The sequence below is a fragment of the Pantoea sp. PvP021 genome (assembly GCF_054056055.1).
Genome location: NZ_JBSRXX010000009.1, coordinates 193,097 through 204,230 on the forward strand (window position 1 = coordinate 193,097; position 11,134 = coordinate 204,230).

Sequence of the window (11,134 nt, forward strand, 5' to 3'; positions counted from 1 at the left end):
GTTGCTGCACGCCAATCCGCCAGTGGATCCTGCAGGAAACCTGAACCAGCACCCGATTTTTTACATCAGCCAGAGTTTTCCAGCGGGTTGAGGCTTCCTTGTTTCAGGTCAAATCTGATCGCAATAATTCTCAGCAATCACTACATGTAGCGAATAGAATCCTTTCGACCCCTATATGTAGTTTATGGAGAGAGAAATGGCGACGGTGGTAATCAAGCGTGATGGATGCCGGACAGGCTTTGATGCGCAGCGTATTGAGCAGGCCGTGGCGGCGGCGGCACGGGCAGCCGAAGTAGAAGACGCGGCCTGGTGCGCGCAGGTCGCTGAGCGCGTGGCATTGCGGCTGGCCGATTGTCCGGAAGTGGATATCCGTGAAATTCAGTGTGCGGTAGAAGAGACGCTGATGGCGGGTCCTTACCCTCAACTGGCCCGCGCCTACATTGAATACCGCCACGATCGCGACGTCGCCCGCGATCGTCAGAGCCAGTTACATCACGCCATTCGCGGGCTGGTCGATCAGACCAATGCGGCGCTGCTGAACGAGAATGCCAACAAAGACAGCAAAGTGATCCCGACGCAGCGCGATCTGCTGGCCGGGATCGTGGCAAAACACTACGCACAGCAGCAGATCCTGCCGCGCGATGTGGTGCTGGCGCACGAGCGCGGCGAGATTCACTATCACGATCTCGACTACTCCCCTTTCTTCCCGATGTTCAACTGCATGCTGATCGATCTGAAAGGCATGCTGACCAACGGTTTCAAAATGGGCAATGCTGAGATCGAGCCGCCTAAATCGATCGCCACCGCCACCGCCGTGACGGCGCAGATCATCGCGCAGGTCGCCAGCCATATTTACGGCGGCACCACCATTAACCGTATTGATGAAGTGCTGGCCCCGTTTGTTGAGCAGAGCTATGCCCGGCATCTGGCGATTGCTGACCAGTGGCAGATCCCGCAGGCCGAGCAGTATGCGCGCCAGCGTACGGAGAAAGAGTGCTACGACGCCTTTCAGTCGCTGGAGTATGAGGTGAATACCCTGCACACCGCCAACGGCCAGACGCCGTTTGTCACCTTTGGTTTTGGCCTGGGGACGGACTGGGCGGCCCGGCTGATTCAGCAGTCGATTCTGCTTAACCGGCTGGCCGGACTGGGTAAAAATCGCAAAACGGCGGTGTTCCCTAAACTGGTGTTCAGTATTCGCGAAGGCGTCAACCGCCGGGCGGGCGACGTTAATTACGATATCAAACAACTGGCGCTGGAGTGCGCCAGCAAGCGGATGTATCCCGACATCCTCAATTACGATCAGGTGGTTAAAGTCACCGGCTCGTTTAAAACCCCAATGGGCTGCCGTAGTTTCCTTGGCGTTTATGAAGAGAACGGCGAGCAGATTCATGAGGGCCGCAACAATATCGGGGTCATCAGCCTGAACCTGCCGCGCATCGCACTGGAAGCGGGCGGTGATGAAGCGCGCTTCTGGACGCTGCTCGATGCACGACTGCAGCTGGCTAAGCGGGCGCTGATGACGCGGGTGGCGCGGCTGGAGAAGACCAAAGCACGCGTGGCGCCCATCCTCTATATGGAAGGCGCCTGTGGCGTTCGGCTGAATGCGGATGATGAAGTCGGTCCTATTTTCCGTAATGGCCGCGCGTCGCTGTCGCTGGGCTATATCGGCCTGCATGAAACCCTGAATGCGCTCAGCGGCGGTCATCAGCATCCTTACGATGACGCGGCCCTGCGCGCCAAAGGGGTAGAGATCATTGCTTACATGCGCGATGCCACCGAGCACTGGAAAGCTGAAACAGGCTATGGGTTCAGCCTTTACAGCACGCCAAGCGAGAATCTTTGCGACCGTTTCTGCCGTCTTGATGCGGCGCAGTTTGGTCTGGTGCCAGGCGTTACCGACAAGGGCTACTACACCAACAGCTTCCATCTTGACGTTGAGAAGAAGGTCAATCCTTACGACAAAATCGACTTTGAAGCGCCCTATCCGCCGCTGGCGAATGGCGGATTCATCTGTTACGGCGAATACCCGAATGTGCAGCACAACCTCAAGGCGCTGGAGGATGTCTGGGATTACAGCTACGACCGCGTGCCCTATTACGGCACCAATACCCCGATTGATGAGTGTTACGAGTGCGGCTTCAACGGCGAGTTCACCTGTACCAGCCGCGGCTTCACCTGTCCGAATTGCGGCAACCACGATCCGGCGCGCGTCTCCGTTACCCGGCGGGTCTGCGGCTATCTGGGCAGCCCGGATGCGCGGCCCTTTAATGCTGGTAAACAGCAGGAAGTGCAGCGTCGGGTGAAGCATCTGTCTGAAGGGCCACTGGGATGATGCATATCCATCGCTACTATGATGTGGATATCGTTAATGGACCTGGCACCCGCTGCACGCTGTTTGTCGCTGGTTGCGAACATCAGTGTCGCGGCTGCTATAACCAGAGTACCTGGCGGCTTGATTCCGGCGTGCCCTTTACGCTTGCGATGGAGGAGCAACTGCTGGCGGATTTGCAGGACACCCGCATTCCGCGCCAGGGATTGTCGCTGAGCGGCGGCGATCCGCTGCATCCGCATAACGTGCCGCACATTCGCCGTCTGGTGAAACGGGTGCGGCAGACGTGTCCCGGTAAAGATATCTGGCTCTGGACCGGTTACCGGATGCAGGAGCTGAATGCGGCGCAGCGCGCTGTGCTGGTCTATCTCGACGTGCTGATCGATGGCCGTTTTGTCGAAGAGGAGAAGGATGCCACGCTGCAATGGCGCGGCAGCCGTAATCAGATTATCTGGCAGTTACGCTGAGTGGCGCGGGATTTCGCCAGACTCTATGATATTGACGCTCTCACTCCCCGGCGTAAAAGCCTGCTGGTGCAGACAGCGTGCCACGTCGTGCGCGATGACCGCCCGCCAGTTGCCCGGCAGGAGTGAGAACAGCGGTCCCGCCAGGCTTTCACCCCGGCGCTTCTGCGCGCGATCCCCTAGCAGCAATGAAGGCCGCACCAGCGTCAGGCGCGGCCAGCCCTGATGGCGCAGCGCATTCTCCATTTCGCCTTTGACGCGATTATATAAAAACGGTGAGTGACGACTGGCCCCGTGCGCGCTGACCACCAGCATCTGCTTCGCCCCCAGACGTAATCCGCTTAACCCGCTGTCCACCACCAGGGTGTAATCAACGTGGATAAAAGCCTGTTTACTGCCCGCCTGCTTACGCGTGGTGCCCAGGCAGCAGAACACCGTGTCCAGCGAGCTTTGCAGCGGCCCGAGGACATCGGTGAGATCGGCCTCAACCGGATTCACCACCTTGTTCATCGCGGGCAGTGGCCGACGGGTTGGCGCGATGATCTCATCGACGCGTGGATCCTCAATCAGTAAGCGCAGCAGATGCGACCCGACTAAGCCGGTGGCACCGGTCAGTAATACGCGATTCATCTCAGATTCATCCTTATTTCACTGCTGACTGGTTAAAAGATAGCTGATCTTAACGGGCTGGCTTGCGTTCTCACTCTCAGCGACCAGGCTTATAGCGTTATCCGGAAAGCGCGTCTCGCGCTCCACATGCTGAAGGAGGAAAAAAATGAGCAAGAAAGTGGCGGTTTTAATTACCGATGAATTTGAAGACTCAGAATTTACCTCACCTGCGGAAGTTTACAAACGCGCTGGTTTTGAGGTGGTTACCATTGAGAAACAAGCCGGTAATGTCGTTAAAGGCAAGAAAGGCGAAGCGGAAGTGACCATCGATCGCAGCATTGATGACGTCAGCCCGGCTGAATTTGACGCCCTGCTCCTGCCTGGCGGTCACTCGCCCGATGCCCTGCGCGGCGACGATCGTTTTGTCTCTTTTACCAAAGAGTTTGTTGCCAGCGGCAAGCCAATTTTTGCCATCTGCCACGGGCCACAGCTGCTGATTAGCGCTAACGGCGTGCGCGGTCGCAAGATGACTACCGTTAAAGCCGTTGCCATTGACCTGATCAATGCCGGTGCCGACTTCCATGATAAGGAAGTGGTAGTAGACGACGATAAGCTGGTCACCAGCCGCACCCCGGCCGATTTACCGGCCTTTAATCGTGAATCCCTGCGGATCCTCGAAGCGCTGTAAGCCGCGACGCCCTTTTCTGCTGAAAAGGGCGTTTCTATTTCTCCCGCTGCCAGGCAATTTTCTTGCCGAATCCCAGCGCATTATCCGTCATCTTCACTTCATCCAGCACAATCTCCCACAGCGGTGCCGACACTTTGCGTGAGACCGGAAAACGTTTCTGGTAAGCGGCTCTGGCGATCTGCTCTGTTGTCTCCTCCAGCCGTTTGACATGGCCACGATACTGCACCCCTTTAATCAGCAGCACGCTTCTGGGCTGGCCATTGACGGTGCCCGCAACCTGCGGATTCTGCACCATTAACTCACCGTGGCGGGTATCGGGTTCCGTCATGATCCAGAAGGCCATGCGCGTCTCATCAAAGACGTAGTAGCAGTTAGCGCACCACAGTTGATCGTCGGCGGTACAGCAGAGTGAAAGCACATGCTGCTTTCTCAGATAGCGAACCAGATGGGCGTGATCGGACAAGATAAACTCCTGGCGGTGCACCGGAGAGTGAAGCGCGCTACACTGCCCGGCACCTTTTTTTGGGAAATGATTGCGATGAGTCAGCAGTGGCAACTCTACATCGTCCGTACGGCGAAAGGGAGCCTGTACACCGGTATCACCACGGATGTGGTGCGCCGGGTCGCTCAGCACCAGAGCGGACGCGGCGCCCGCGCGCTGCGCGGCAAAGGGCCGCTGGACCTGGTGTTTCACTGTGACGCGGGCGATCGCGCCAGCGCCTCCAGGCTGGAGTATCAGGTCAAGCAACTGACCCGCCAGCAGAAATTACTGCTGGTGGCGGGCCAGCCCGGCTGTCTGGAGAGCTGGCTGGGTATTACGGCTGGCGATTAAAGGGTTCGGCGTAGTCGATCTGCCCTTCCGCCCCGTCATACGCATTATCGGCCAGACGGTAGACCTGGAACGTTGCCTCTGTACCCGGCCAGCGGCTGCGCAGGCCGTGGCGTGCCGCCGGTTCAAAACCAAAACGGTTGAACAGCGCCGGATCGCCCAGCACCACTACTGCGCTGTAGCCAAATTCATTGAGCGTATCCAGCCCCTCATAGATCAGCTTGCTGGCAATTCCCTGACCGCGCAGCGTCTCATCGACGGCCAGCGGCGCCAGGCCAACCCAGCCGCGATCTTCACCCTGAACGCTGACCGGACTGAATGCGGCATAACCCAGCACCTGTCCCTCGTCATCCGTCGCGACCACGCCTAAGGTCAGCAAGCCATCTTCACGCAGCGCCTGAGTCAGTTCCGCCTCTGCAGAGGTACTGAAGCAGCGTCTGAGCAGCGCGTCGATGCCTGCGGCATCCACGCCAATTTCACTACGAATCAACATGCAGCACCTGCGCGTGCCTGTGCGGCCTTCGCGTCCTGTTTCATGCCGGCGTCGACAAATGCCGCCATCTGCTCAATTGCCGTGCGTAACGCGGTGGGCATAGCCTCGGGTTCAATAGCATCCATTACGTTCTTCACCTCAAGTCCCAGTTCAGTGTCACCTTCAATCACCAGCCGGCGTTGAAAGAACAGCATGTCGGGATCTGCTTTACGTGCTGCCACCAGCAACAGATCATTGGCATTGCCCCGAAACCAGACATCCGCTTCGGACTGTTGCAATACCGCCAGTCGGCCGTCCTGCAGCGTGGTTATCCATTGCAGATTGAGATCGGCAATTTCAATACCCAGCAGGCGACCATCCAGAAAGTCTAACTCACCTTCAGCCAAAGCATGACGAAATTGCCAGTTTAAGAGTTGTTGCAGAAGCAACTTTTTGACCGGGAATGGGGTGAACGCAGCGGGTAACCCTAAGATTTTAGGACCGTTTTTCACACAATGGGCATGTATCCGCTCTAACACTTTCGTCACTCCCTTCAGAAAATTTTACGTATATTGCCATATCCTTTTCTGCGCGCCTCCTCTGAGATCAATAAAAACCGCTGCCATGCAGGGAAAAAAAGCGCCGCCGGACGGATGAATTTGAATTTCACTGCCCCAAATCAACACGCTGCCCGGACCAGATGCCTAGACTCGACGCCCATCTGCATGTTGAGAGGAATATCTATGGAACTGCTCTGCCCGGCAGGAAACTTACCCGCAGTGCGCACCGCTGTAGAGAATGGCGCTGATGCGGTGTATGTGGGGCTGAAAGATGACACCAATGCCCGTCATTTTGCGGGTCTGAATTTCACCGATAAGAAACTGGCTGAAGCCGCGCGTTATCTTCATCAGCATCGCCGCAAACTGCATGTCGCGATCAACACCTTTGCCCATCCGGATGGCATGGGCCGCTGGCAGCGGGCGATTGATGTGGCGGCGCAAAACGGAGCCGACGCGCTGATCCTGGCGGATATCGCCACGCTGGAGTATGCCGCGACGCACTATCCCCAGGTCGAACGTCATCTTTCTGTACAGGCTTCGGCGACCAATCTGGAGGCGATTCGCTTTTACCATCGCCACTTCAATCTGCAGCGTGTGGTGCTGCCTCGCGTGCTGTCGATTCACCAGGTTAAACAGCTGGCACGCAGCACACCGGTACCGCTGGAGGTGTTCGCCTTTGGCAGCCTGTGCATCATGGCGGAAGGCCGCTGCTACCTCTCTTCCTGGCTGACCGGTGAATCGCCTAACAGCGCCGGTGCCTGCTCCCCGGCGAAGTTTGTGCGCTGGCAGCAGACGCCGCAGGGCATGGAGTCACGTCTTAATGAAGTGTTGATCGATCGCTACGCCCCGGACGAAAGCGCGGGTTATCCGACACTTTGCAAAGGACGCTATGTGGTTAACGACAAGCGTTATCACGTGCTGGAGGAGCCCACCAGTCTGAACACGCTGGAGCTGCTGCCGGAACTGCTGCGGGCAGGCATCGCCTCGGTGAAAATCGAAGGCCGTCAGCGCAGCCCTGCCTATGTCGCTGACGTGGCGCGCGTCTGGCGTCAGGCAATTGATCGCTGCAAGGCGCAGCCGGAACAGTTTGAAGTCGCACCACAGTGGATGCAGACGCTGGGCGATCTCTCAGAAGGTTCGCAAACCACGCTGGGTGCTTATCACCGTGAATGGCAATAAGGAGTCATGATGCAATATGCCCTTGGGCCGGTGCTCTGGTACTGGCCGACCGATACGCTGGAAGATTTTTACCAGCAGGCTGCCCGCAGTAGCGCGGATATTATCTACCTTGGCGAAGCGGTGTGCAGTAAACGTCGCGCCACGCCCTATGCCCGCTGGATGGCGCTGGCCCGTGAACTCGCGGCCAGCGGCAAACAGGTGGTGCTGAGCACGCTGGCGCTGCTGCAATCGCCCTCTGAGCTGAAAGAGCTGCAGCGTTACGTAGAGAACGGTGAGTTCCTGATTGAAGCCAATGATATTGGCACGGTAAACATGGCCGCTGAGCGTCATCTGCCCTTTGTCGCGGGCCCGACGCTCAATGTTTATAACGCCGACACGCTGCAGCTGCTGGTCAAAGAGGGCATGACGCGCTGGTGTATGCCGGTGGAGATGTCACGTGACTGGCTGCTACAGCTGCTGGAGCAGTGCGAGACGCGGGGTATCCGGCAGCAGTTTGAGGTGGAGGTGCTGGGCTACGGTCATCTGCCGCTGGCGCTCTCAGCGCGCTGCTTCACTGCCCGCTCGGAAAACCGCGCGAAAGATGATTGCGAAACCTGCTGTACCAACTATCCGACAGGCCGGCGCGTCAACTCCCAGGAGGGGCAGCAGGTGTTCGTCCTCAATGGCATTCAGACCATGAGCGGCTACTGCTATAACCTGGGTAACGATCTGGCTGGCATGCACGGCCAGGTCGATTGCATACGGCTCTCGCCGCAGGATGTGACGACGCTGGCAGAGATCGACCGTTTCCGCGCCAATGAAAACGGCCAGGCTCCGCTAATGGTCGCGAAAGGCAGTGATTGTAATGGTTACTGGCGCAAACTGGCGGGCATGACGCTGGCATCCTGAATAAAAGCACATACCGGCTATATTCCTGCTGAGGTTAGCAGTTTTAATATAAGGAATGATGCGTAATACTAAATGGTGCAGGCCTTAACTTAACGCCTGCGCCATACAACGGGAGTAGTCATGTCTGATAAAAAACCTCTTCGCCTGTCCGTGCTGGATCTCGCGCCGATTCCACAGGGCGCGACCGCTCGGGATGCGTTCCATAATTCGCTGGCGCTGGCGCGTCAGGCTGAAAAACTGGGCTATCAACGCTACTGGCTGGCTGAACATCACAACATGACCGGGATTGCCAGCGCCGCAACGTCGGTACTGATTGGCTATCTGGCGGCGAATACCGAGACTCTGAAGCTGGGCTCCGGCGGCATTATGTTGCCTAACCATGCGCCGCTGGTAATCGCCGAGCAGTTTGGTACGCTGGCCTCTCTCTATCCTGGCCGTATCGATCTCGGCTTAGGTCGCGCGCCAGGTTCTGACCAGCGCACCATGATGGCACTACGCCGTCATCAGGCCAACATGCACATCGACACGTTCCCCGAGGATGTGGCTGAACTGATTAGCTGGTTCGATGCTGAAGCGGATGCGCAGCCGCCGGTGCAGCCGGTACCCGGTCTGGGCCTGCAGATTCCGGTCTGGCTGCTCGGCTCCAGTCTCTACAGCGCACAGCTTTCAGCGAAAATGGGCCTGCCGTTTGCGTTTGCCTCCCATTTTGCCCCTGACCAGCTCTTCCAGGCGCTGCACGTCTACCGTGAAAACTTCCAGCCATCGGCGCGTCTCGACAAGCCTTATGCCATGGTCTGCATTAACGTGATCGCCGCAGACAGTGAGCGTGATGCGCGCTTCCTGTTTACCTCGCAGCAGCAGCAGTTTATCAACCTGCGCCGCGGCAAACCGGGCCCGTTACCGGCACCGGTTGAAAACATGGATAACCTCTGGTCGCCATCAGAACAGTATGGCGTACAGCAGGCGCTCAGCATGTCGCTGGTCGGCGATACGGACAAAGTGCGTCATGGGCTGGCCTCACTGATGCGTGAAACCCAGGCGGATGAAATTATGGTCAATGGCCAGATTTTTGATTCCGAAGCGCGCCTGCGCTCCTTCGCCATTGCGATGGAAGCGGCTAACAGCCTGTAATCAGTTCTGCGGTGGGCGCAATCTGTCCGGGCTCACCGCCAGCTGACGACTATCCCTGGCCGGAGATTGCCCATACAGGCGGCGATACTCCCGGCTGAACTGTGACGCGCTCTGATACCCCACCCGATAGCCTGCCGTACCGGCATCCAGCTTTTCCACCATCATCAAACGTCGCGCCTCATTCAGCCGCAGTTGTTTCTGGTATTGCATCGGCGTCATGGCCGTCACGGCTTTGAAGTGATGATGCAGCGAAGAGATGCTCATGCCGACACTGCTGGCGAGCCGATCGATCTTCAGCGGCTGATGAAAATTTTCCCGCAGCCAGCGGGCAGCCTGCGCGACCCGGTTGCCCGGCCGTTCAGCCAGCGCCATATTCAGGATGCGCGAACCTTCCGGCCCGGTCAGCAGCCGGTAGAAAATCTCCTGCTCAATGAGCGGGGCCAGCGCCTCAATGTCCTCAGGGTGGTCAAGCAGGCGTACCAGCCGGATAACCGCATCCACCAGCAAAGGTGAGACCTTATGCACGGTGACGCCACGTTCACTGTCTGGTGTCGCCAGCGGCAGCGTCGGGGGAAACTGTTCGAGGTAGCGCATCAGCCGGGATTCATTGATGGCGATACCAATCCCCAGATTGGGCTTTTCCGGCGTGGCGACGGTGACGCAGGCGCGTACCGGCATATCCAGCGTCACCAGCAGCAGATCGCCCGGACCATAGTGCAGCACCTCATCACCGATATGCAGCGCCTTACCGCCCTGTGCCACCAGGGCAAAACTGGCCCATTGAGCAAAGTGCATCGGCTCAGTCGGTGCTGAAACCCGGCCAAAAAACAGGCAATCTATGGCGCTGGAATGCCGCCCATCCTCCGGAGCATGACGGGCAATTAACTGTGCCAGCCCCTGCCACTTCTCACTCTCTGTCACTGTGTTCTCCCCTCCCGCTATCTGTGCTGATATTACCTGACGCTGAGCGGAATACCTGTCCCGTTGCGTTACTTTTGCAGGATCGTGCAAGAAGCTTGCAGGATTGCACTACCCGCTTTTCGGCGCCAGCGCGCATAGTCTTTCGACGCAATCATTACGGCGGAGAACAACATAATGAAGGCACTGCAGAATAAAATCGCGCTGGTAACAGGCGCCTCAAAAGGCATTGGTGCGGCGATTGCCATCGCTTTTGCCGCGGCTGGCGCCCGCGTCGTGGTCAACTATCGTCAGGATGAAGTGGGAGCGGCTGACGTGGTCAGCGATATCGTCACCCTGGGCAGTGAAGCCGTGGCGGTACAGGCAGATATCTCTCTCCTGCGCGATGTGGAACGGCTCTTCGCCACCACCGCAGAGTGCTTCGGCGCGCCCGACATTGTGGTGAACAATGCGGGCAGCTTTCATCACGGCGAGTTTGCGGCGCTGACGCTGGAGGAGATGCAGCAACAGATTAACGTTAACCTGCTGGGTACGCTGATGGTCTGTCAGCAGGCGATTCGTCACTTCCCGGCGCACGGCGGCAGCATTATTAATCTCAGCGCCCTGAACAGTAAAAACAGCACGCCGGGTTCCGTGCTCTGGGCGGCAACCAAAGGCGCAGTGGATACCCTGACCCAGGGACTGGCGCGCGAGCTGGGCGCAAAAAACATCCGGGTTAATGCCCTGGCACCAGGCATGATTCTGACGGAGGGATTACTGGCCGCGAAGAGGATGAGCCCGCAGCTCAAAGCGCAACTGCTGGCAGCCACGCCGCTGGGACGCTTTGGTCTGCCGGAAGATGTGGCGCAGGTTGCGCTGTTTCTGGCCTCTGAAGAGTCCGCCTGGGTCAGCGGCGAGCGTGTGATGATCAGCGGCGGTGCCTGACAGGCATAAAAAAAGGGAAGCCATTGGCTTCCCTTTTTGTTACGACTGACCCGTCCTGAATAGCGTTGACACATTTTCCCGATGTTTTAAGGAGAATGTGATGAAACAGTATGTTAAACGTACACAACGGGACTACTCTC

Annotated in this window: 13 protein-coding genes; 8 read left to right on the top strand and 5 right to left on the bottom strand. The window is 57.9% G+C overall.

Annotation, left to right across the window (positions count from 1 at the left end):
- Positions 1-196: 196 nt before the first annotated feature.
- Entirely contained in the window at positions 197-2,335 is a 2,139-nt protein-coding gene (gene nrdD / locus ACVKSX_RS19980; protein ID WP_132499332.1) for an anaerobic ribonucleoside-triphosphate reductase, read from the top strand.
- Positions 2,332-2,799, top strand: a complete 468-nt coding sequence (nrdG, locus tag ACVKSX_RS19985; protein WP_022625291.1) for an anaerobic ribonucleoside-triphosphate reductase-activating protein — start codon at positions 2,332-2,334, stop codon at positions 2,797-2,799. Before nrdD ends, nrdG begins: the two co-directional genes overlap by 4 nt.
- Here the strand turns inward: nrdG and ACVKSX_RS19990 are convergent.
- Entirely contained in the window at positions 2,791-3,426 is a 636-nt protein-coding gene (locus ACVKSX_RS19990) for an NAD-dependent epimerase/dehydratase family protein (protein WP_354438957.1), read from the bottom strand. The two genes, nrdG and ACVKSX_RS19990, sit on opposite strands and share 9 nt — an antisense overlap.
- 145 nt (positions 3,427-3,571) lie before the next feature.
- Between ACVKSX_RS19990 and ACVKSX_RS19995 the strand changes: the two genes are divergently transcribed.
- A complete protein-coding gene (locus tag ACVKSX_RS19995; RefSeq protein WP_111534524.1) occupies positions 3,572-4,093 on the top strand; it encodes a type 1 glutamine amidotransferase domain-containing protein in 522 nt (173 codons plus the stop codon).
- A 34-nt stretch (positions 4,094-4,127) separates the two neighbouring features.
- Here the strand turns inward: ACVKSX_RS19995 and ACVKSX_RS20000 are convergent, their stop codons facing one another.
- Positions 4,128-4,556: a YhbP family protein gene (locus ACVKSX_RS20000; protein WP_029519474.1), complete on the bottom strand. Its 429-nt coding sequence runs from the start codon at positions 4,554-4,556 to the stop codon at positions 4,128-4,130.
- A gap of 75 nt (positions 4,557-4,631) precedes the next feature.
- Here ACVKSX_RS20000 and ACVKSX_RS20005 point away from each other — a divergent pair, with 75 nt between their 5' ends.
- Positions 4,632-4,925, top strand: a complete 294-nt coding sequence (locus tag ACVKSX_RS20005; protein ID WP_031292823.1) for a GIY-YIG nuclease family protein — start codon at positions 4,632-4,634, stop codon at positions 4,923-4,925.
- Here the strand turns inward: ACVKSX_RS20005 and ACVKSX_RS20010 are convergent.
- Together ACVKSX_RS20010 and ubiT are read right to left on the bottom strand one after the other, a co-directional pair.
- Positions 4,909-5,415 carry a GNAT family N-acetyltransferase gene (locus ACVKSX_RS20010; protein ID WP_010251747.1) on the bottom strand — a complete coding sequence of 169 codons (507 nt, stop codon included), beginning with the start codon at positions 5,413-5,415 and terminating at the stop codon, positions 4,909-4,911. The two genes, ACVKSX_RS20005 and ACVKSX_RS20010, sit on opposite strands and share 17 nt — an antisense overlap.
- Complete coding sequence (gene ubiT / locus ACVKSX_RS20015; RefSeq protein WP_010251750.1) at positions 5,409-5,933, bottom strand: ubiquinone anaerobic biosynthesis accessory factor UbiT; 525 nt, start codon at positions 5,931-5,933, stop codon at positions 5,409-5,411. The genes ACVKSX_RS20010 and ubiT overlap by 7 nt, the downstream gene beginning before the upstream one ends.
- A gap of 204 nt (positions 5,934-6,137) precedes the next feature.
- Here ubiT and ubiU point away from each other — a divergent pair, with 204 nt between their 5' ends.
- The 3 genes from ubiU to ACVKSX_RS20030 all read left to right on the top strand — a co-directional run bounded on the left by ubiU (position 6,138) and on the right by ACVKSX_RS20030 (position 9,152).
- Entirely contained in the window at positions 6,138-7,133 is a 996-nt protein-coding gene (gene ubiU, locus ACVKSX_RS20020) for a ubiquinone anaerobic biosynthesis protein UbiU (protein ID WP_062759370.1), read from the top strand.
- A gap of 9 nt (positions 7,134-7,142) precedes the next feature.
- A complete protein-coding gene (locus ACVKSX_RS20025) occupies positions 7,143-8,021 on the top strand; it encodes a U32 family peptidase (RefSeq protein WP_263056390.1) in 879 nt (292 codons plus the stop codon).
- Between the two features lie 120 nt (positions 8,022-8,141).
- Positions 8,142-9,152, top strand: a complete 1,011-nt coding sequence (locus tag ACVKSX_RS20030; protein WP_010251755.1) for a luciferase-like monooxygenase — start codon at positions 8,142-8,144, stop codon at positions 9,150-9,152.
- On the opposite strand, the gene ACVKSX_RS20035 is transcribed toward ACVKSX_RS20030, so the two are convergent.
- A complete protein-coding gene (locus tag ACVKSX_RS20035) occupies positions 9,153-10,073 on the bottom strand; it encodes an AraC family transcriptional regulator (RefSeq protein ID WP_031592044.1) in 921 nt (306 codons plus the stop codon).
- 174 nt (positions 10,074-10,247) lie between these two features.
- Here ACVKSX_RS20035 and ACVKSX_RS20040 point away from each other — a divergent pair, with 174 nt between their 5' ends.
- Entirely contained in the window at positions 10,248-10,994 is a 747-nt protein-coding gene (locus ACVKSX_RS20040) for an SDR family NAD(P)-dependent oxidoreductase (protein ID WP_010251759.1), read from the top strand.
- The last annotated feature ends 140 nt before the right edge of the window (positions 10,995-11,134 follow it).